Origin of the sequence: Bacillus sp. FSL K6-0069 (genome assembly GCF_038007785.1) — a bacterium.
Lineage (GTDB): Bacteria > Bacillota > Bacilli > Bacillales > Bacillaceae_G > Bacillus_A > Bacillus_A mobilis.
This window is the reverse complement of the sequence record NZ_JBBOXN010000001.1, coordinates 4,566,365-4,586,247: the sequence shown is the minus strand read 5'-3', so window position 1 is coordinate 4,586,247 and position 19,883 is coordinate 4,566,365. Positions and strand designations below refer to the sequence as shown.

Below are 19,883 nucleotides of genomic sequence, written 5' to 3'. Positions count from 1 at the left end.
ATGGCGTGGATGTATTTAATTATAGCCGGGCTCCTTGAAATTGTCGGTGTAATTGGGATAAAGAAAGTAGCAAAAGATAATAATTGGACGAATAATATTATTTTAATAGGTGGCTTTATTATTAGTTTTCAATTTTTAACGATGGCGCTTCAAGAAATTCAGTTATCAATTGCATATGCAGTTTGGACTGGAATTGGGACGCTTGGTGCAGCAGTTGTCGGTATTTTATTCTTTCAAGAGCCGAAAAATGCATTTCGAATTATTTGTATCGTTGGAATTATGGGGACGATTATTGGATTGAAAATGGTGAGTTAAAGAAGAGCAAAACATGCTCTTCTTTTTTTATGAAAGTATGCTAGACACCCCAACATACAAAATAAAGAATCAAGAAAATAAACAAATGCTTTTGCTTTTTCTTGGTTCTTTATTTCATCAATTCCAAAAAAGATAAACATATAATCCTCCTTTAAAAGAATATTTTGAACTACCCCCACTTAACACTCTAACGAGCTGTTTGAAGTGGGGGATTCCTACGAACACTAAGGTATCCCTCAGTTTTATGAGTAGGCAATCCCCGTAATTCCTACGGTTAGGAGCCTTATGGCCTCTTTTCTCAGATTTTCCGCTGCATTCAGATCTCTATCATGATACATACCACAAGAAGGACACTTCCATTCACGCAGGTTTAGGCTTTTCACATCTTTATTTTTGTAGTCGCAATGCGAACAGGTTTGGGAACTAGCGAATGTTTTTGACACCACAATCACTTTTTTCCCATACCAGCGTGCCTTATACAACAACATCGCTTTGAATTGTGACCATGATACTTCTTGAATCGCTTTCGCTAGTTTGTGATTCTGTAACATATTCGATACTTGCAAATCTTCTATCCCAATCACATCGTGGTTTTTGATGATCCTTGTAGAGAGTTTTTGCAAGTAATCCGTTCTTGCATTTTTGATTCGTTCATGAATACGAGCGACTTTCATTCGCTGTTTATTCCAATTCGCTCCACCTTTTATACGTCTAGATAGAATACGCTGGGCATGAGCGAGTTTCTTTTCTAATACCCGAGACCATTTTGGATTACCGAATACCTCACCCGTTGAAAGAATAGCAAAGTTTTTCACCCCAACATCTATACCAACAGCGGAATCGGTCTTCGGCAATTCTTGTACTTCTGCTTCAGCAAGAATCGAGACAAAATATTGTCCACTTGGATTCCTTCTGACAGTAGCACTCAAAATTCGTCCTTCTATCTCACGACTTTTGACAAATTTGACAAGACCAAGTTTCGGTAACTTCAATTTATTATCTATAATCGCAATGTTTCCATTTGTATGTTTCGTTGTATAGGATTGGATTTTATTGTTCTTCGATTTAAACCGGGGTGCTTTGTTTTGTTTTTTGAAGAATCTTGCATACGAGTCAGCAAGGTTGTGAAGAGAAGATGGAAGAGCGATACTGTCCACTTCTGTTAGCCATATAAATTCTTTTTTGAGAGTAGGTAATTGCGAAGAACAAGTGCCATAAGATAACCCTTTTCCTGTTTCTTTATATCTATCATTCCACTTTTCCAAAAAGTAGTTAAATACAAAGCGTGAACAACCAATTGTTTTCGTAATAGCTATTTTTTGTTCTACACTAGGATAGATCCGAAACTGATACGCTTTATGGATAAGCACCGCTTTTCACCTCACTTCCTTTTTTTATTTGTTTACAATCTTTTTCATGATATGCATGGGAACGATATCATGATATAACCAAAAAATACTGATCACGTATCATTTCTTCTTTTTTGTCGAAAGTCCTCTGTCCCTTTCAAAAAAATACAAATGAAACAATTTAGTAGATTTAAAAATTCCTCTGAGCTATAACATTTTCTTTCTATAGGAACAAACTGATTACGATACCGGTACCTTATATTGATTCTTCACCAAGAAGAACCTTTAGGCTGTTGCCTAACCGTCATTCAGCTCCCACCTACTCATTGGGACATGTCCTACCCATTCCTTGAGGTGGGAGTTTTCTGTCGGGAAATGATAAATATAAGATCAACGTAATAAAAACAATGGTTATCTGTAACTTTCTTATATGCATTTGAACCTCCTAGTAGAAAGATAATTACCGAGAGACAAAAATTATAATCGCAACAACGAAAGTGAATACGCCAGAAAAGAAGGAGAGTATACTATGTACTTTCTTTTCTTTCTGTTTTTCTTCTGCACTCACGATGAAGGTCATAATAGATAAGGCGATGAGCATATAAGGCAATGTAACAAGTGCGTTTGTAAACATTCCGGATAGAGCGAGAGCGATGACGATAAGAGCGGATACAATTCGTAATGTTTTTAGCATACAAATCTCCCCCTTTTAAATAGAGTATTTACCGAAATAGTTCTGATAAGCTAAGAAATAAAGCACCAGAGCCAGCCATGAAAGCGAGTATACCGCTAGATTTTCTATGCTGTTTTATTTCTCCTATCGCTACAGTGAAAGCCATTAATCCTAAGAAAAAGAACATATAAGGCATAATAATGTCTCTGTTACCGCTAATAAAACCATAGATTGCTATACATAAAGCGATAAGTGCAAAAGTAATCCGAACGCCATTTAACATAAAAACCCTCCTTTTCTTTTATGTAGGTAATGATAAGAACAATATAAGAGAAGGCTCGAGCGGCAATACAAATAAAGCCTGTTCCTGAATCCTTTTCCCCTATTTGTTCAATGGTAATAAGAAACAGTAAAGTCCCTAATAGAAAGTGTGAAAGTAGTAGAAAGTTATGTTGTCCTGCCAGTAAACGAATGCTGGTTATGATGTGGGGTAAAATAAGTAGTATATGAAGCGTATTAAGAATTCTTTTTGCTGTTTTTTGTATAAGGATTATCTTCTGGCTTATCAACAGAATGTTTATATGCATAGCCTTTATTAATTGTCATGACGGAAAGTACTAGTATGACTAGGACGATTATAATACCGATAATTAATATTTTGAGCATAAAATCCCTCCTTTTCTTTATTTTACATAATTTTGTAATTGATGAAAACAATAGAAAATAAAAGGATGAAAGAAGGGTGTTACATGGAGACGAAAAAAACATATTATATATCAATAGGAAACGGTCAAATTTCACAAGTGAAGACGGCGGATACGTATAATTTTGAAATTTCCGCAAGTGATGAGGAAATTACGGAGTTAAGAGAGTACTTCGATCAAGCATATGTAGAGGATTTAGGTTCGTTTGTACGTTCTCACGTTCCATTTGTTGAGTATCATCACGATTCAAATAATGACCGATATGATGAACAACTACAAAAAGCATATAAAATGATTTACAATTTAGGAAATCATGAGACGAAAGAATTAGTCGCGCAAATGGGAATAATCAATGGATTGTAATTGGATAATATTATGCAGAAAAGCGAGAATATGCTACAATTTGTGGTAGGAAAAACTTGTAACCATCAATAGGGGAGTAATGGCATGTACAAATTTAAAGATTATTACCACAACACTGTACAATTATCGTTTGAACGTTATCCATTTTCTCCTGAGCCAAAGCATGTTTGGGTTGTATGCCGGTACGGGGATCAATGGTTATTAACGCATCATTTACGTCGCGGTCTTGAATTTCCAGGTGGTAAAGTAGAACTAGGGGAAACACCGGAAGAAGCGGCAGTTCGAGAGGTTCATGAAGAAACTGGCGGCATAGTTTCTGATTTAACTTACTTAGGACAATATAAAGTATCTGGAAAAGACAAAATAATCATTAAAAACATTTATTTTGCAACAATTAGTGCGGTAGAAGAACATACGCATTACGAAGAAACGAAAGGATCTGTTTTATTAACAGACATTCCTGACAATATTAAAACGGATAGAAAATTTAGCTTTATAATGCGTGACGATGTATTGGCGCGCACGATGAAACATATAGAAGAAATCGGCTGTTTTACGAAGTAAAGTGGCCGGTTTCTTTTTTTGTGTGTAAGAATAAATGTAAATATATCTTTATATTATTTTGGATATATTATACAATTTTGTAAAGATATATTTACATTGTAGGAGGGGAAAGATGGATAAAGGAAAAGAAACGACTGTTACTGTTTCGATGGTTAAATTAAATTTCTATTCATGTTGTATAGCATTCGCTCTGGCGATTGGAGTTAGTTTTGTACATTCACTTCTTTCAGGCGGGTTTCAAATTGAAATTACGTTACCAACCCTGTTTCTTTTTATTATCGCAATGATTGTTCTCGTTTGTATTCATGAAGCGATACATTTAATAGGGTTTCACTATATTGGTGGTGTGCCGTGGAGTGAACTGAAATGGGGGGTTAATTGGAAGTTAGGTGTTGCATATGCTCATTCTAAACAGGCGATTACAGTAAAGCAAATGAAAAAAGTGTTAATGCTGCCGTTTTTACCAACTGGAATTTTGCCAATTGTAATTGGGTTAGCTACGAACGTGCAATCCATCTCATTTTTAGGGATTTTACTAACAGCAGGTTGTATCGGTGACATTGCCCTATATCAAAAAGTATCAAAGTTTCCAGAGGATGCGCAAGTGAAAGATCATCCGAGTAAACCGCAGTTTACAGTATATGAATCATAAAGTAAGAGGAGGCGCTAGAGTAGCGAACTCCTCTTTTTATTGTCATTTTTTGTTGGTAAGTTGATATATTGTGAAAATCGCCGATGTAATTTATTTACTATTATTTTGTTTTCATTTCTATTTCTAAAAACGAAAGCACCTCCAACAAATCGTTCACTACACGTGGATGCTCAAAGTCATCCCAAAATGAATCTCTCTTCCACACACCAAGAATCCCTATTCGTTCAGAACCAAGCACATCGTTTTCTGGATGATCTCCAACGTAAAGACATTCTGTGGCTTTAACGTCTAGCTTTTGTAAAGCTCGTTCGAAAATTTCAGGATGTGGTTTTTTAATTCCTTCCGCTTCTGAAACGAGAATTGTGTTTGTATACGTATGTATGTTTAGTGCGCGAAGATTGTTTATTTGAAAGTCAGTAAAGCCGTTTGTAATAATGCCAATTTTAATATTTTGTTGTGTTAAACGCTGAAGTAATTCATGCATGTTTTGGAAAGGAATACAATGATGTTGAAAGTTGGTAATATAGTCGTGCAGCAGTTGCTCTGGCGTTAAAGTGGTAATATTGTATTCGCAAAGGAGAGTAGCATATACTTTATCTTTCCACGTATAGCCATTATTATCGAGCTCAAGAAATCGAGAACAATACTCTGATTGTTCTATGTTCATTAAGTGAGAGGCAAAGCGATTATATTGATCATGAATAAATTGTTTTAGAGATTGGCGTCGATCTAATAGCGTTCCATCTAAGTCGAATAAGACTGCTCGAATCATGGGAAACCTCCTTACAGTTTGTATAATTAATTATCGCATATTCGTCAGAAATTGATTATTATATTTTTGTAGAATGGAACGACGGAGGTTTATATGAAGGAACTGTATAGAAAGTTAGTAGGGTTTATCGTCGCAATTGGTTTAATAACAGGATGCGATAGTTCTATGAAGAGTGTGAAGGAAAAAGAAATTTGTAAGACAGAAGAAGAATGCGTGGAAATAGGAGATAATAAACTTCAAAAGATATATGAAAAAATAGATGGATTATCTGAGCTTGAGGCAGCAGAAGATTATGATATAGAAGAGCATGAAAGTGTGGATATGAAAGGAGCAGATAAGAAAAAAGAAGAAGATGAAAATTACTTCTTTTTAGCTTCTTATTATATTGATGGTGATGAAATTGTAGATCCTTATTTTGAAAAAATAGAACGGAAACGTTTAAATAAAGTATTCGCTGAAGATAAAGAAGCGAAAGAAGAAGTGCTACAACAACGTCAAGATAGGGGCTATCATGAAGACTTATGGGATATGTACCGCACTCTTATCCCAGCTAAATATCGCGGGAATATAACAGAATTCGACTTAATAACGGATGGTTATGACGGTGTTGTTGCCCATGTTATGCCTAGTATGGAGAATCCGAAAGATTGGACGCTAAGCTTAGATACACTTGATTCTGCGGTAAATATCGATGAAGTGATGAAAACATTAATTCATGAGACGGCTCATGTGTTGACACTCGGACATAAGCAAATACCAGTAGATGAAAAGTATTTGAAGGATTTTGAAGAAGATAAAGATATTTCAACGTACAGAAGTAACTGTGAAACGCTTTTCTTACAAGAGGGGTGTGCGAGGGAGAAATCTTATATTAATCAATTTTATAACTCTTTCTGGAAGGATATTGAGCAGGAGTGGACAGAAAAGAAAGTGGAAGAAAGTGAAGAAACTCAAATTGAATTTTTTAAAGAAAAGCATGAGGAGTTTGTATCACAGTATGGAACGACCAATGTAGCGGAAGATATTGCAGATACGTTTACAGCTTTTATTTTGCAAGATTCCAAAAAGGTGAAAGAAGGATCGGAGTTAAAGTATAAAAAAATTGCATTCTTCTATCAGTTCCCTGAACTTGTGAAAATGAGAGCGGAAGTGTTGACGGGATTATATGATGTTTCGAAAACGATAGAACAACAAAGTGGACACTAATACGAGTTATATATTTTAGCCAAGAAAACGTAAAGAATTTTAGTTCTTTGCGTTTTTTTGTTGATAAAATTGAAAATTCTGTCTTTTTATAAAAAGAAGAAGGAACTGAAGCTTTAAAAGAGAATTAGTATAAAAATGTCACAAATTAGACACAATTATAATGCGCATATTATAGGGACTAAAAGTTTACTCTCAAGGAGGTAATGAAACGTATGAAAACGATTCTTGCGGTTGCTGGTCTCATTTGGGTAATGTCTCACGGTTTTCCGATTTTTGAAGGAGAGCAAATTCGTAGTGCATTAAATAAAAAGTATGATGATTATCATGTAATAGATCGAAAAGAAAATGTCGTTACAGTACGTGTGAAAGATTGTTTCCATACAGTTACGGTTGCGAATGGCAACGTGACAAATGAAACAAAGATGTGTGATAAAAAGTAAAGAAAGAAGCTGACTATAGTTTATCGCTCTAAGTCAGCTTCTTTTTCGTTTTCCAATTAGAAGTTTTTCAAATGCCTCAACAAACACATACATAAGTGTTGCGAGGACACAGGTGAGTAGTACGCTCAGTAAGACGAGCGTGAAATTAAATACTTGGAACCCGTAACTAATTAAGTAGCCAAGACCTTGTTTAGAGACGAGAAGTTCGCCGAATATAACACCGACCCATGATAAACCAACGTTCACTTTTAACGTTGAAATAATTGCTGGGAAGGATGCAGGGAGAACGACTTGCTTATAACATTGCCACTTATTTGCACCAAATGTGTCCATCACTTTTATATAGTTAGAATCGACTTCTTGAAATGCACTGTAAATAACGAGAATGGTAATGATGATGGAAATGATTACCCCCATTGCAATCGACGAAGAAATATTTGGGCCGAAGATTACAATGATAATAGGTCCAAGTGCCACTTTTGGCATGGCGTTTAAGACGACGAGATAGGGATCGAGTACGCGGGCGAGAAGCGGCATCCACCAAAGCAAAGTAGCGATAATAGCGCCGAGCACTGTTCCAAGAATGAAGCCTACTCCCGTTTCAAGTAATGTCGTCCATATGTGGACCCAAAGCGAACCGTCAATCCATTTACTAAGGAAGAGATTCCAGATGCTTGAAGGGGAGCTAAAGAGTAAAGGATCAATCCACTCTTTTTTGCTAGCTATTTCCCATAGTGCAAAGAAAAGAATGAGCAGTAAAAGCTGTAGTGAGCGTGCTAACCATGCGCGCCTGCGTTCTGTTTTCCGAAACTGTTCATGTAGTTGCTTTATATTATCCAAGTCGCTCCAGCTCCTTCCATATATCTTGGAAGAGGGATGGGAAGTCATGGTGGTGGCGTGATTCTAACGGTGATAAGGAACGGATGCTTTCTGGGACGATAAATATTTTTGCAATTTGCCCGGGATTCGCTTGTAGTAAATAAATACGATCACTCATCGCAATGGCTTCTTCAATATCGTGTGTCACGAGCAGTGAAGTTTTCTTATATGTGCGTAGTAAGCTGAAAACAAGATCTTCTAGTTTCAACTTCGTTTGATAATCGAGAGCCGAAAAAGGTTCATCTAGCAATAAAATTTTCGGATCGGTCGCTAACGTTCGAACGAGAGCGGCACGTTGACGCATACCACCGGACAGTTCACGAGGGTATTGCTCTTCTACATCATGTAGACCGACTTGTTTTAAAAGTTGTAAAGTATGTTCTTTCGTCTGTTCATTGTAGATTTTTCGGGTGTGAAGTCCAAGCATAATATTCTCTTCAATTGTTTTCCAAGGGAACAAGTAATCTTGTTGCAACATATACCCCATAGATGAAGTTTTCGTTGTAATGGGCTCACCATCTAAAAAGACGATGCCCTCAATTGGATCAAGCAGTCCGGCAATAATGGAGAGGAGTGTTGTTTTGCCGCAACCACTTGGACCGAGTATAGAAATAAATTCGCCTTCTTCCACTTGTAAACTCATATCTTCGAGAATCAATTTGGCATTTTCTTTTGCGAAAAAGCAGTGAGAAACGTTACGTATTTGTAAAAAACTCATACACTTCGCCTCTATTTCTTAATAACGCTTTCGGCAATTTTTGTATTGACGAGCGCTTCATGTGGAACTTCTTTTTGTAATTCGCCAGCTTCTTTCATAATCGTTTGGAGCTGTTTCCATTCTTCAGCATCTAATAGCGGATTTGTCGCATAAGAATGTTGCTTTTTATAACGTTCAATTACTTTTACTGTAATGTCTTTTGAAGTGTCTTTAAATAACGGAGACACGGCATCAGCAATCTCTTCTGGACTATGTGTATCAACCCATTGTTGTGCTTTATAGAGCGCACGTGTGAACTTTTCAGCAGCATCTTTATCTTTCTTTAAGAAGCTTTCTTTTGCCATGAACGATGTATACGGAACAGTTCCAGATTCATTTCCGAACGAAGCGACGATATATCCTTTACCTTCTTTTTCGAATATACTTGCAGTCGGTTCAAAGAGCTGTACAAATTCCCCAGTACCAGATGCAAAGGCACTTGCAATGTTAGCAAATTCGATGTTTTGAATTAAGTTTGTATCTTTGTGAGGATCAATGCCATTTTTCTTTAAAACGTATTCTCCAACCATTTGCGGCATGCCGCCTTTACGCTGTCCTAAAAACGTAACACCTTTTACGTCATTCCAATTAAAAGAGTCTAATTTTTTACGCGAAACTAAAAATGTTCCGTCTGTTTGTGTAAGTTGTGCGAAGTTAATGACAGGGTCTTTTGCACCTTGTTGATGAATATAAATAGATGTTTCAGAACCGACGAGAGCAATATCAATTCCGCCAGATAATAAGGCGGTCATCGTTTTATCTCCGCCAGCTGTTGTTTGGAGGTCAATATTTAATCCTTCATCTTTAAAAAATCCTTTTTCAATCCCAACATATAACGGGGCGTAGAAGAGAGAGTGGGTAACTTCGCCGATGCGAATGTTTTGCGTTTGTTCTTTCGTACTTTCTTTTTTACTACTGCAAGCAGCAAATGTGAAAACAGCTAGTAACATGATGCAAAAAACAGCTATAAATTTTTTCACTATATGACACCTCCTAGAAGTCACTCTACAAGCATGATATGTAGGTAAGTGCCCATATGTGAGTGTAGATAGCAGGAATTTTTTGGGTGATAAAGAAGTACAAATATAAGGGGTGATAAAATGGAGTACGAATATGATGATAGCGTACATTTACATCTTGATTATTTCGGAACAGAATGTGATATGGAATCGATTGCTTATAAGCGGAAGAATGAAGACGTGTGGGATGTGTATTTTAATTTTGGAGCATATGGTCTTCAGAAAGATGAAATCGAGACAGGTAGATTTATGGACGAATATGCTGGTCATTACGTTTTTTCTGTACATGCTCGTGATCTTAGTTGGGAATTTGGAAGTGCTCAATTTGAAGAATGGGTTTTGAGAAATCAAATAGTAGAAAAATCGCTGCAAAAATAGGGAGGAATTTTGTGGTCGATTTTCTCATTTTCTTATTCATTTTCGTAGTCGGTTTTTTTATTATGCAAGTACTCATTTACCGATTTGCAAAGAAAAATATCAAAAAATATACAAAGGTGAAATGGGTTCATATGTGGCTCGAAATGAATATGAAAAAGGGCCCGAGATTAGATCTTTTTGATTTTGTAGTTATCGTACTTGTATGTATTATATGGAAAGTATGGATGTATTCTCTTCTATAATACATATGCTCATGTCTGTTAAAATGAAGGAGAACCTGTCAGTGTTGATAGGTTCTTTTCTTATGATAATAATTTTGTGAAGCATAGTTCATTTATCCCGCTTTAATGGGCAGTAAGACCCCCACCTCAAAATTCAGCGAAAGCAAAGAAGTTAGGTGGGGGATTAACTGCCCATAAAAGTCCGATTGGTGAGGGCTGATAATCAGTGGGGGATGAAGAAAACCCCCACTGATTAAAGTTTCACTTTATGCTGCTAGAATATAGAGCGAAGAAGGTCCATCCCGTTCAATCTTGAATGGAGCGGACTCATGAAAGTTTCATTGTATTTTTAAGGGGAAATTAAGGATACATGTGTATATTACAAGCACATAGGGAGACTAGCTGGATACAAATATGGTATTTTGTATAGGACAATATGTTTGTTGATGCGAGACGAAGGGGTAAAGGAAAGAGGGAATCAATTGCGTTTTAATGTTTTTACACAGCGACGAAGAAGAGATGAATTTCATTTTAGTTTTTCGGCTCAGCAACCGAGAAAGAATCTATTAATTTCTATCATTCTTAGTGGAATGTGGGCGATCTGTTTAGAAACGCTATTCTTTGTTATGTTAAGGTTTTTCGAATTTGAGAAAACTAAAGAATTTTTCAATGGAACAATACAGCTAAGTATACTCATTATTATTTTGTGGGGTGTACTACTAAACACGATTCATTTAAATAAAGGTATTGGTCACAAGCTTAGGCCAGCTATTCGAGTTCACATCGTATTATTTTTAATTGCTCATACAATGAGTTGGATGTATATCTTAGTGCAGGAGGATATGAGCCTTCTATTAGTAAATACATGGGTATACTTACAATATGGACAGTATATATTAAGCCTGTTATTTATTTATATGGTATACGTTTTTGCATATAATTTGCTTGGAAGAGTTTTCTTAAGTACAACGATAACTAGCTTAGTTTTACTTATTTTTGTAATGGTGAACCATTTTAAGCTCATCTTTAGAGGAGAGCCATTCTATCCGTCTGATTTCACACAGATTGGTCATATGGATACGGTTATACCGATGGTCATGGATTATTTCAGTTTTTGGAATGTGTTCCTGATGGTAGCTAGTATTGTTTTACTTATCTTTGTAGTTATGTATATAAGAAAGTACATTCCAGTTATAAAATCGCATATTATTATGAGAATTATTTTAGTATGTGGATCTGCGTTTATGTTGTATGCATATAGTAACGCCCCTAATACCTTTATGAATAATATATTTACAAAAGCTGGGGTAGACATCCGCGCGTGGAATCAAGTTATAAATTATAAGGGAAATGGTTTTGTTATAGGGTTTTTAAGTAACTTAGATACGACAGTTATCCAAGAGCCAGAAAAATACTCAAAAGAAAATATGCAGCAAATTGCAAAGGATATAGAGAAGCAATATGGCGGTAAAGTAAAAGGGCAAAAAACGGCAGAGAAGCCGAATATTATATTTATTATGAGTGAAGCATTCTGGGATCCGACAAAATTAGCGAATCTTTCATTTAGCGAAGATCCAGTGCCGAATTTACATCATTATACAGAGAATTTCCCAGGGGGACAAACGATAGCTCCTACATTTGGAGGAAATACAGCAAATACAGAATTTGAAGCATTAACGAGTTACTCGATGAGTCTTTTAATGCCTGGTTCTATACCATATCAACAAGCTATCCCAAGTCAGAAAGAAGTTCCATCCATTGCCAGTGAATTGAAAAAGCAAGGATATTATGCAAGTGCAATTCATGCTTTTAATCGATCGTTTTATAAAAGAGATGATGTATATAAAACATTGGGATTCGATAATTTTAATGCAGAAGACACGATGAAAAATACAGAAGTAGTTGGAGATAATGTTAGTGATTTATCTATGAGTAAAGAAATTATAGATGAATTAAAGAAGAGAAAACAACCTACGTTTATTCATGCAGTGACGATGCAAAATCATTTTCCATATACGCCAAATATGTTTGGAGAAAATAAAGTAGAAATTAGTGGATTAACAGAAGAGGAATCGAAGGCAGAGTTAGAAGCATATACAGAAGGGGTAAGATTGTCTGATGAAGCGTTGCAATATTTAATTGAGCAGCTTGATGATTTAGACAGGCCTACTTTATTAGTCTTCTTTGGAGACCATTTGCCTATGTTAGGAACTAATAAATCTATTTATAAAGAAGCAGGATATATAGAGAATGAAGAGACAGTAAGAGAAAGATTACTTATGTCAGAAACGCCATTGTTAATGTACGCAAATTTCGATTTGCCAAATGACAATTTAGGTTTAGTAAGTCCGATTTATTTTTCTAGTCTTGTTTTTGATTATGCAGGATTAAATCAATCACCATTTTATCAATTTTTATCGGAAATGCATAAAGAAATACCAGTTCTTAGAGATGAGTTAAAGGTTAATAAAGATGGAGAAGAGATAACAGATTTAACAAAGGAACAAAAAGAAATGTTAGAGCAATATAAAATGATTCAATATGATTTACTTGCTGGAAAGCAGTATAGTAAAGATATACTTTTTAAATAGAAAAACAAAAAGAACTTGTATAACGATACAAGTTCTTTTTTTATAGTATTTAACGGGGTAACCAGACAAGCTGGGTTTAGGGAGTATTACCTGTACATTTAGTATAAATGAAAATGTGATCGTTTTATTTATAGATTTGTGAGAAATATGTGAATTTTAGTTCTTATCAAAACTCCATTCATATGTGTAAAATACATCATTGATTTTTAATTTTTTTACATATGGATACATTTATGAATGCAAAAACTTTATGAGTTCTTCGTTTAATTCATCCGCTTGATCGATTGGAGAGCCGTGACCGCTATTTGTAAGAGGATGTAACTGAGAATTTTTAATCCGCTTTTGTGTGAGTTCAGCGCTTTTGTAAGGGATCAATTGATCGTGAACACCGTGGAATATTTTTGTTGGGACGTTAATTTTATTTAGATCTTTCGTTACATCTTCATGTGCGGCTGCTTGCAATATTTTGATGAGAGCGTAGGAAGCAGACTGCATACCGAGATAAGAAAACCATTCTAACGTAGCAGATCCTAAGTTTCTATTAAAAAATGATAAAGATACATCATTTAAAAATTTAGGCATATTGGCATACATTTGATTAATGAGGGTATCTGCTTGTTCTTTTGGGACACCGTAGGGGGATTCTTGATTTTTAACGAAAGAGGGGGAAACAGCATCGACTAATACAAGTTTAGAAATGCGATGACCATTATAGCGGGACATGTACCGAATAGAAAGGGCGCCACCTACGGAAAAACCGACTAATGTAGCATTTTCTACTTGAAGCGCTTCTAGAACGATGGCGATATCGTCTGCTAAACGATCGTATGTGTAACCGGTCCATGGTTTATCAGATTGCCCGTTTCCGCGTATATCCATAGCAATGCAGCGGAAACCGTGCTGTGGTAACACATTGAGTTGATATTGGTACATTTGATGATTTAAAGGCCAGCCATGGACGAAGAACACAGTTTTACTACCGGGTCCGGGATTTACGTCTTGCACAAAAATATGCACATCCTTCTCGACGGTAACAAACATAAATTATCCTCCTAACCTATTCATATGCTCTATCCCAAAAGCGTTGTTTTGTCATAGCTTTAATAAATTCATTCGCCAGGAGCGTAGGGTTCTGTTCTACTAAGACACCAGGCTTTCCATTAATATTTAAAGATTGAATAACAGTAGATCCATTTTGGAAGGCACCAATTGGCTTAAAGTGATTATAGGATTCTACGACAAATGAAGTCGCTTTATTAAGACACTTTTCATCAAAGTTTCCTCCAATAAGAAGTAGCCCGTCATAAAGAAGTGAAGATCCTGTTAAAAAAGTATCATTCACGTCCCAACGTACATTTTGCGTTCCTTGCACAATACCTAACCGCTCGGAAACAATCACTGGCTGCAACCCAACTTGTTTGAATTGATTTAGTATATATTGCGCGTTTTGTCCGTCATATCCATCTGCAACAATGACACCTACTCGTAATGTATTAGGACTAAATGTCGTATTTGCCATACTGAGTGCTGGCGATGATTTCGTAACGCTCGATTCTTGAATATTTGGGACTTTTGCTCCAACCGCTTCAGCGACTAACGTAGCTAATTCAGTGCTAATATGTCCAATCATATTTACGACTTGTTGACGGACAGATTTGCTTTTTACTTTTCCTAATTCAAAGGAGAAGGCTTGCATAATATGAACCTTTTCGACGTTACTCATACTATTCCAAAATAAACGTGCTTGAGAGAAATGATCTTTGAAACTGGCGGCTGTTTCTCTCGTTTTATGTCCTGATACAGTGGAAGGATATGTAACGAACCCACCCTTTGTACCGGGGACCGTGTAAGGAGTGTTATTTGCTAAGGAATTATTATGGTAAGCGACTTTTCCTTTATCAATTATATATTTGGAGGCACCATCTCTTTGGTTGTTATGAAATGGGCATACCGGACGGTTAATCGGCAATTCTTGATAATTGGTACCGACGCGTGCCAATTGAGTGTCTGTATAAGAAAAGAGCCTACCTTGTAAGAGCGGATCATTGGTGAAATCAATACCACGGACGATACTTCCAGGATGAAGTGCGACTTGTTCCGTTTCAGTGAATACATTCTCGACGTTGCGATTTAATGTCATTTTTCCAATGATTTTAACGGGGAAATCTTCTTCAGGCCAAATTTTCGTCGCATCTAATATATCGAAATCGTATTTAAATTCATCCTCTTCTTCTAAAATTTGAATGCCAAGTTCGTACTCAGGGTAATTTCCGGCATTAATATTTTCCCATAAGTCACGACGATGGTAATCTGGATCAGCGCCGCCTAATTTTTGAGCTTCATCCCAAATTAATGAGTGAATACCAAGTTTCGGCTTCCAGTGAAATTTTACGAATCGCGACTTGCCATTTTTATTCACTAAGCGGAATGTATGAACACCAAACCCTTGCATCATTCGAAAGCTTCTTGGAATGGCACGATCAGACATAATCCACATCATCATCGCAGCAGATTCTTGGTTATTGGCGATGAAGTCCCAAAATGTATCATGTGCTGTTTGTCCCTGTGGAATTTCATTATGCGGCTCAGGTTTAAGGGCGTGAATAAGATCAGGGAATTTAATGCCATCTTGAATGAAGAAAATGGGAATATTGTTTCCGACTAAATCAAAATTTCCTTCTTCTGTATAAAATTTAACGGCGAACCCTCGTACATCTCGATTTGTTTCATTCGCACCTTTTGATCCAGCCACTTCAGAGAAGCGAACAAAAAGGGGTGTTTTTTTTGAAGGGTCTTGTAAAAAGTGGGCCATTGTTAGCTCTTCTAAAGATTCATATAGCTCGAATATACCATGTGCGCCGTATCCACGTGCGTGAACGACTCTTTCAGGAATTCGTTCACGGTCAAAATGAGCCAGCTTTTCTCGCATCAGGAAATCTTCTAGAAGGGTAGGGCCACGATCGCCAGCGGTTAAAGAGTTTTCATCATTTGAAATTGTAACACCTGTATTTGTCGTCATTTTCTTTCCTTCATTTTCACGGGTGAAGGCTTCCAGTTGTTCTGTTTTTTTATTTTTTTTGCCGTCCATATAAAACACCTCCCATAATATACGTATTATTGTTTATAGCTTTTATGCTTATATATATAGTCTGAAGATGCTTTGCTTTATTGGGATGATTTTCCTCAAATGTTCGATTTATCTTTGTTTGTCTATGAAAATCATTTATTATAATAAATGGTATTCTTCGAGATATTATTTTGAAGGGGTGTTGAAGTGAAAGGAAGTTTTCTATCATATAAAGAAGAAGAAAGGAATGCAAAAATTTTTTTATGGGTGTTGTATGTCATGGTTGTTTCATACCAAATTTTCTACGCAATCGTATTAGAGAATAAATCGCTAACGGATAAGGGACATAGTATACTATGGCAAGTTATTTGCGGAACTGCAATACTCGGTGTGAATGTATATTTAATAAAAAAAGAGAAAGCGAACCTTGTTAAATATACATGTTTATTTGCATACATAGGAATAGAAATCGTTAATATACTTTCGTATATGCTTTATAATGAGGCGGCATTTGATGGAGTAAATATAATAGAAATTATTTTCATCTTCTTTGTACCTATATTTTTAAATACAAAATACTTTGTGTTTGTACTTTCGACCATTGTAGGGAAATATGTTATTTATTTATTTGTATTAAAAGAAGTAAAAGGGTTTATGTTCCTCATTATGTATACACTCGTATTAATAGCGGCATACATCATTTTAAATCGATTTATACAATACCTTTCAGCGGTAAAAGAAAGTATTAAGATTGCTAGTGAATCACAAAAATTAGCGGTAATTGGAAAAATGGCAGCGACAGTGGGACATGAAATTAAAAATCCACTTGCTTCATTAAAAGGGTTTACGCAATTACAACGAGAGAAGCATGGGGCGGATCATATTTACAAACAGATGATTTTTGAAATAGAAAATATGAATAATATGATAAGTGAGTTAATGGAAGTTGCTACATGTAAACCTTCTGTTTATAAGAAACATAATATAGGTGAAATTGCATTACAAGCAGTAACAATTGTTCGTGAAAAAATGAATGAATCTAGCGTTCAGCTTATTTCTAATGTGGAAGAAAAGACGATAGAAGTTGAATGTGATGAGCGGAAAATAAGAGGAGTCTTTCTATATGTCATAAAAAATGCTCTGGAGGCGATGGAGCAAGGTGGCACATTAGAGTTACGGTTAGAAAATAAAGGACGAGATTATGTAATGCTAAGTGTAATTGATAATGGTTACGGTATTAAGAAAGAAAATTTAGCTCGTGTGAAAGAGGCCTTTTATACAACGAAACAAGATAAAATTGGCCTAGGCCTTACGGTAGCGAATCGGCTTGTTACTGAGCAGCATCTTGGTGAATTACATATTTCAAGTGAAAGAGATATTGGAACTAGAATAGATATTATGCTCCCGAAGCAACGTGGAAATAATGAAATCCAAGAGGGAGAAAAGCTAGGAGTTACCATATGAATAAAGACGATATATTTAAAAATGAAGAAATGAAGGCACTGAAAATATTTTTAAGTTTATTTTTTATTATATTTTTTGTATACGATCTTGCCTACGAATTTATTGTACCTTTAATAGGAGGAGAGCAAGAGGGCGTAGGACAATTAGAAGATGGTTTAGGGTTATGGCTTTATTTTCTGATGGTAATCTTATTTTGCACTGGAATATACTTTATGAAATGGAGAAACCCATTTGCAGTAAAATATATTATTCTAATTGGATATAATCTATTAGATTTTATCCATAATTTTATGATTTACTACGGTAGTGATGCTGAGTTTGATGGTGGGAATATAGTAGAAGGATTTTTTATTTTATTTGCCCCACTCTTTGTGAATAAAAGATATTTTTGGTTAGTTCCGAGTATACTTGTTGGGAAATATGCTCTTATAGGAATCATGATTCAATCGTCACTCGTTTTAATCCCGATGGCATTATATAGCGTATTTACTATCATATGTTGGATTATGTTTTTAAGGTTTCAATCTTACGTTCGTACGCTTGAGATGATGGATAAAGAAATAGAACAAACAGAAAAACTAGCAACTGTTGGGAAAATGGCAACAGTTATTGGCTACAAAATTAGAGGACCTCTAGCGAATTTAGATAAATTTGTGAATAAGCAAGCGAATAAATATCCTGAGGATAAAATATATAGTGATATTATGAAACAAGAAGTAGAACGAATTCATACAATCGCTACAGAACTTAGTGGATTTGAGAAATCTAAATCACTAGAATCAGAAGTTCATAATATAGAAGAAATTATCGCTTATGTTATTCGAGTTATGGGGAAGCCTGCTTTAAAGCAAGGAGTGCACATACAAGGTATTTATAGTAAAGACATACCATCGATTACATGCGATGAAAAACGATTAAAGCAAGTATTTTTTAACTTAATTAAAAATGCGATTGAAGCAATGTCAGTTGGTGGAACGATTACGATTAAGGTGACTGTAGAAGATGCAATCATTGTTCAAGTTAAGGATGAGGGTTGCGGCATTCCAAAAGACAAAATTCCGAAGCTAAATGAAGCTTTTTACACAACGAAAGAAACAGGAACAGGTTTAGGTTTAGTAGTTACAGAAAAAATTATTAAAGACCACAACGGTAAAATGAGTTTTGAAAGTGAAGTTGGGGTTGGAACGACAGTGAAGGTTATGTTGCCGATATCATGAAAAACTATTTTTAAAAGGGAGATCACTTATTTGAGAGTGATCTTCCTTTTGTTAAATAAACTACTTTTAAGAGGGAACTATATATCATTGATTAGAAAAATAGAATATACAGCACTGGCAGTAATTCCAGGGTTAATATAAAGGGAGATAGCATCTCCTCTCGAGACGGGGTTTCCAGTTGTAACGCTAGTCCAAGTTACAGTAGCGGGACCTACCGCTGGAGTGGGATTAAACACTTGAATTTGTCCTGATCCAGTATCCGTCGGTTTAATTGAAAACACTATAGTTCCGGTAATCTTGTCAGTAGTAGTTAAGGTAATGGTAGATAGGATGTAACTAGCAGTAGGGGCAGTGAGGTTTGTAGGGACATTCCTGCAAATATCAATCGTATAAACAGCAGCAGGTAAGTTATTTACATTTATAGACGCAGCAAATCCAACGATACTACCGGTTCCGGCAGTGACATATGGAATAACATTGGAGTCAATTCCAGGAGAACCCGCTATACGTTGAAAACCAGCATTTGTTCCTTGAAAAACAATACTTTTTGCTGATGCACTACCGGCAGTTCCAGAAGGTCCAGTGTTCCCGGAAGGCCCAGTGATGCCAGTAGCTCCAGTATTCCCGGAAGGTCCGGTATTCCCAGTAGGCCCAGTGCTCCCCGAAGGTCCGGTGATGCCGGAAGGTCCGGTATTCCCAGTAGGCCCAGTGCTCCCCGAAGGTCCAGTGATGCCGGAAGATCCGGTAACGCCAGTGGGTCCAGTAGTGCCGGAAGGTCCGGTAATGCCAGTGGGTCCAGTGATGCCAGTAGCTCCAGTATTCCCGGAAGGTCCAGTGCTCCCCGAAAGTCCAGTGATGCCAGTAGCTCCAGTATTCCCCGAAGGTCCAGTACTACCCGTAGGTCCACTTTCTACCAATACGATATAATCTGGAGATATATTCGGAAACCCTTGAGGTGCATCTTTTTTTACAACATAGCCGCTGCTCGTATAAGTGACAACTTGTCCTGTTTTATAGGTGGGAGCGGCTGCTAGACTAAAGGCGGTAGTACTTTGTAAACCAGCCCCGGTAGATCCAGCACTCCCCGAAGGTCCGGTAGCTCCAGTGGGTCCAGTAGCTCCAGTGCTACCAGTGGGCCCAATACTGCCCGTAGGCCCAGTGTTTCCGTTAGAACCACTGTTACGTCTGCCGTCGCAACTAAAACAATTACGTGGGTACATGTACGCTCTCCTTTCTATATTTTGAAAATCTA

At 36.4% G+C, this 19,883-nt stretch carries 22 protein-coding genes and 2 pseudogenes; 11 read left to right on the top strand and 13 right to left on the bottom strand.

The genetic code is table 11. The features are described 5' to 3' along the window. Complete coding sequence (locus MHB74_RS23645; RefSeq protein ID WP_061677528.1) at positions 1-315, top strand: DMT family transporter; 315 nt, start codon at positions 1-3, stop codon at positions 313-315. Between the two features lie 27 nt (positions 316-342). On the opposite strand, the pseudogene MHB74_RS23640 reads toward MHB74_RS23645, so the two are convergent. From MHB74_RS23640 to ytzI, 6 genes and pseudogenes are all read right to left on the bottom strand, one after another. After that, positions 343-455: pseudogene (locus tag MHB74_RS23640) on the bottom strand (DUF3953 domain-containing protein); the annotation flags it as partial. 102 nt (positions 456-557) lie between these two features. Next, positions 558-1,685, bottom strand: coding sequence for an IS200/IS605 family element RNA-guided endonuclease TnpB (tnpB, locus tag MHB74_RS23635; RefSeq protein WP_340844533.1), 1,128 nt, complete (start codon positions 1,683-1,685; stop codon positions 558-560). Positions 1,686-2,124: 439 nt separating this feature from the next. Next, the gene (locus tag MHB74_RS23630) at positions 2,125-2,358 is read right to left on the bottom strand and encodes a DUF3953 domain-containing protein (RefSeq protein WP_061680470.1); all 234 of its coding nucleotides are present in this window, start codon (positions 2,356-2,358) and stop codon (positions 2,125-2,127) included. A gap of 28 nt (positions 2,359-2,386) precedes the next feature. Further along, positions 2,387-2,620 (bottom strand): YczI family protein, encoded by a 234-nt coding sequence (locus tag MHB74_RS23625; protein WP_061680469.1) that lies wholly within the window; start codon positions 2,618-2,620, stop codon positions 2,387-2,389. Between the two features lie 16 nt (positions 2,621-2,636). After that, positions 2,637-2,861 (bottom strand): annotated as a pseudogene (locus MHB74_RS23620) (hypothetical protein); the annotation flags it as partial. After that, positions 2,854-3,003, bottom strand: a complete 150-nt coding sequence (gene ytzI, locus MHB74_RS23615; protein WP_000912935.1) for a YtzI protein — start codon at positions 3,001-3,003, stop codon at positions 2,854-2,856. The gene ytzI and the pseudogene MHB74_RS23620, both read right to left, overlap by 8 nt. Positions 3,004-3,086: 83 nt before the next feature. On the opposite strand from ytzI, the gene MHB74_RS23610 reads away from it, so the two are divergent. The 3 genes from MHB74_RS23610 to MHB74_RS23600 all read left to right on the top strand — a co-directional run bounded on the left by MHB74_RS23610 (position 3,087) and on the right by MHB74_RS23600 (position 4,620). Further along, positions 3,087-3,404, top strand: coding sequence for a hypothetical protein (locus MHB74_RS23610; protein ID WP_061680468.1), 318 nt, complete (start codon positions 3,087-3,089; stop codon positions 3,402-3,404). An 84-nt stretch (positions 3,405-3,488) separates the two neighbouring features. Further along, on the top strand, positions 3,489-3,968 hold the full coding sequence (mutTA, locus tag MHB74_RS23605; RefSeq protein ID WP_000276386.1) for an antimutator 8-oxo-(dGTP/GTP)ase: 480 nt from the start codon (positions 3,489-3,491) through the stop codon (positions 3,966-3,968). Positions 3,969-4,080: 112 nt separating this feature from the next. Next, positions 4,081-4,620, top strand: a complete 540-nt coding sequence (locus tag MHB74_RS23600; RefSeq protein ID WP_061680467.1) for a DUF3267 domain-containing protein — start codon at positions 4,081-4,083, stop codon at positions 4,618-4,620. A 100-nt stretch (positions 4,621-4,720) separates the two neighbouring features. Here MHB74_RS23600 and MHB74_RS23595 read toward each other — a convergent pair whose 3' ends face one another. Further along, positions 4,721-5,392: an HAD family hydrolase gene (locus MHB74_RS23595; protein ID WP_061680466.1), complete on the bottom strand. Its 672-nt coding sequence runs from the start codon at positions 5,390-5,392 to the stop codon at positions 4,721-4,723. Between the two features lie 93 nt (positions 5,393-5,485). Between MHB74_RS23595 and MHB74_RS23590 the strand changes: the two genes are divergently transcribed. Then, positions 5,486-6,598, top strand: coding sequence for a hypothetical protein (locus MHB74_RS23590; RefSeq protein WP_061680465.1), 1,113 nt, complete (start codon positions 5,486-5,488; stop codon positions 6,596-6,598). Between the two features lie 212 nt (positions 6,599-6,810). After that, the gene (locus MHB74_RS23585) at positions 6,811-7,038 is read left to right on the top strand and encodes a hypothetical protein (RefSeq protein ID WP_061680464.1); all 228 of its coding nucleotides are present in this window, start codon (positions 6,811-6,813) and stop codon (positions 7,036-7,038) included. A gap of 33 nt (positions 7,039-7,071) precedes the next feature. Here MHB74_RS23585 and MHB74_RS23580 read toward each other — a convergent pair whose 3' ends face one another. Genes MHB74_RS23580 through MHB74_RS23570 form a run of 3 tightly spaced genes read right to left on the bottom strand, consistent with a single transcriptional unit; the run spans position 7,072 to position 9,654 of the window. Further along, on the bottom strand, positions 7,072-7,878 hold the full coding sequence (locus MHB74_RS23580) for an ABC transporter permease (protein WP_061680463.1): 807 nt from the start codon (positions 7,876-7,878) through the stop codon (positions 7,072-7,074). Next, positions 7,871-8,635 carry an ABC transporter ATP-binding protein gene (locus tag MHB74_RS23575; RefSeq protein WP_061680462.1) on the bottom strand — a complete coding sequence of 255 codons (765 nt, stop codon included), beginning with the start codon at positions 8,633-8,635 and terminating at the stop codon, positions 7,871-7,873. The genes MHB74_RS23580 and MHB74_RS23575 overlap by 8 nt, the downstream gene beginning before the upstream one ends. 11 nt (positions 8,636-8,646) lie before the next feature. After that, positions 8,647-9,654, bottom strand: coding sequence for an ABC transporter substrate-binding protein (locus MHB74_RS23570; protein ID WP_061680461.1), 1,008 nt, complete (start codon positions 9,652-9,654; stop codon positions 8,647-8,649). Positions 9,655-9,774: 120 nt separating this feature from the next. Between MHB74_RS23570 and MHB74_RS23565 the strand changes: the two genes are divergently transcribed. The 3 genes from MHB74_RS23565 to MHB74_RS23555 all read left to right on the top strand — a co-directional run bounded on the left by MHB74_RS23565 (position 9,775) and on the right by MHB74_RS23555 (position 12,883). Continuing rightward, a complete protein-coding gene (locus MHB74_RS23565) occupies positions 9,775-10,071 on the top strand; it encodes a DUF3986 family protein (protein WP_000455571.1) in 297 nt (98 codons plus the stop codon). Between the two features lie 11 nt (positions 10,072-10,082). Further along, the gene (locus tag MHB74_RS23560; RefSeq protein WP_061680460.1) at positions 10,083-10,313 is read left to right on the top strand and encodes a hypothetical protein; all 231 of its coding nucleotides are present in this window, start codon (positions 10,083-10,085) and stop codon (positions 10,311-10,313) included. Positions 10,314-10,738: 425 nt separating this feature from the next. Beyond that, the gene (locus MHB74_RS23555) at positions 10,739-12,883 is read left to right on the top strand and encodes an LTA synthase family protein (protein WP_061676760.1); all 2,145 of its coding nucleotides are present in this window, start codon (positions 10,739-10,741) and stop codon (positions 12,881-12,883) included. A 231-nt stretch (positions 12,884-13,114) separates the two neighbouring features. On the opposite strand, the gene MHB74_RS23550 is transcribed toward MHB74_RS23555, so the two are convergent. Both MHB74_RS23550 and MHB74_RS23545 read right to left on the bottom strand, forming a co-directional pair. After that, positions 13,115-13,924, bottom strand: coding sequence for an alpha/beta fold hydrolase (locus MHB74_RS23550; RefSeq protein WP_061676761.1), 810 nt, complete (start codon positions 13,922-13,924; stop codon positions 13,115-13,117). 16 nt (positions 13,925-13,940) lie between these two features. Continuing rightward, positions 13,941-15,971: a catalase gene (locus MHB74_RS23545; RefSeq protein WP_061676762.1), complete on the bottom strand. Its 2,031-nt coding sequence runs from the start codon at positions 15,969-15,971 to the stop codon at positions 13,941-13,943. Between the two features lie 186 nt (positions 15,972-16,157). On the opposite strand from MHB74_RS23545, the gene MHB74_RS23540 reads away from it, so the two are divergent. Both MHB74_RS23540 and MHB74_RS23535 read left to right on the top strand, forming a co-directional pair. Beyond that, positions 16,158-17,414: an ATP-binding protein gene (locus MHB74_RS23540; RefSeq protein WP_061676763.1), complete on the top strand. Its 1,257-nt coding sequence runs from the start codon at positions 16,158-16,160 to the stop codon at positions 17,412-17,414. Further along, entirely contained in the window at positions 17,411-18,631 is a 1,221-nt protein-coding gene (locus MHB74_RS23535; RefSeq protein WP_061676764.1) for an ATP-binding protein, read from the top strand. Before MHB74_RS23540 ends, MHB74_RS23535 begins: the two co-directional genes overlap by 4 nt. Before the next feature lie 77 nt (positions 18,632-18,708). Here MHB74_RS23535 and MHB74_RS23530 read toward each other — a convergent pair whose 3' ends face one another. Further along, entirely contained in the window at positions 18,709-19,851 is a 1,143-nt protein-coding gene (locus MHB74_RS23530; protein WP_061676765.1) for a collagen-like protein, read from the bottom strand. Positions 19,852-19,883: the final 32 nt, after the last annotated feature.

What these genes read in the sequence shown, in the direction of transcription:
- MHB74_RS23645 (WP_061677528.1), top strand. Translation starts at nt 1, where the DNA reads ATGGCGTGGATGTATTTAATTATAGCCGGGCTCCTTGAAATTGTCGGT.
- MHB74_RS23630 (WP_061680470.1), bottom strand. Translation starts at nt 2,358, where the DNA reads ATGCTAAAAACATTACGAATTGTATCCGCTCTTATCGTCATCGCTCTC.
- MHB74_RS23625 (WP_061680469.1), bottom strand. Translation starts at nt 2,620, where the DNA reads ATGTTAAATGGCGTTCGGATTACTTTTGCACTTATCGCTTTATGTATA.
- ytzI (WP_000912935.1), bottom strand. Translation starts at nt 3,003, where the DNA reads ATGCTCAAAATATTAATTATCGGTATTATAATCGTCCTAGTCATACTA.
- MHB74_RS23610 (WP_061680468.1), top strand. Translation starts at nt 3,087, where the DNA reads ATGGAGACGAAAAAAACATATTATATATCAATAGGAAACGGTCAAATT.
- mutTA (WP_000276386.1), top strand. Translation starts at nt 3,489, where the DNA reads ATGTACAAATTTAAAGATTATTACCACAACACTGTACAATTATCGTTT.
- MHB74_RS23600 (WP_061680467.1), top strand. Translation starts at nt 4,081, where the DNA reads ATGGATAAAGGAAAAGAAACGACTGTTACTGTTTCGATGGTTAAATTA.
- MHB74_RS23595 (WP_061680466.1), bottom strand. Translation starts at nt 5,392, where the DNA reads ATGATTCGAGCAGTCTTATTCGACTTAGATGGAACGCTATTAGATCGA.
- MHB74_RS23590 (WP_061680465.1), top strand. Translation starts at nt 5,486, where the DNA reads ATGAAGGAACTGTATAGAAAGTTAGTAGGGTTTATCGTCGCAATTGGT.
- MHB74_RS23585 (WP_061680464.1), top strand. Translation starts at nt 6,811, where the DNA reads ATGAAAACGATTCTTGCGGTTGCTGGTCTCATTTGGGTAATGTCTCAC.
- MHB74_RS23575 (WP_061680462.1), bottom strand. Translation starts at nt 8,635, where the DNA reads ATGAGTTTTTTACAAATACGTAACGTTTCTCACTGCTTTTTCGCAAAA.
- MHB74_RS23565 (WP_000455571.1), top strand. Translation starts at nt 9,775, where the DNA reads ATGGAGTACGAATATGATGATAGCGTACATTTACATCTTGATTATTTC.
- MHB74_RS23555 (WP_061676760.1), top strand. Translation starts at nt 10,739, where the DNA reads ATGCGAGACGAAGGGGTAAAGGAAAGAGGGAATCAATTGCGTTTTAAT.
- MHB74_RS23550 (WP_061676761.1), bottom strand. Translation starts at nt 13,924, where the DNA reads ATGTTTGTTACCGTCGAGAAGGATGTGCATATTTTTGTGCAAGACGTA.
- MHB74_RS23545 (WP_061676762.1), bottom strand. Translation starts at nt 15,971, where the DNA reads ATGGACGGCAAAAAAAATAAAAAAACAGAACAACTGGAAGCCTTCACC.
- MHB74_RS23535 (WP_061676764.1), top strand. Translation starts at nt 17,411, where the DNA reads ATGAATAAAGACGATATATTTAAAAATGAAGAAATGAAGGCACTGAAA.
- MHB74_RS23530 (WP_061676765.1), bottom strand. Translation starts at nt 19,851, where the DNA reads ATGTACCCACGTAATTGTTTTAGTTGCGACGGCAGACGTAACAGTGGT.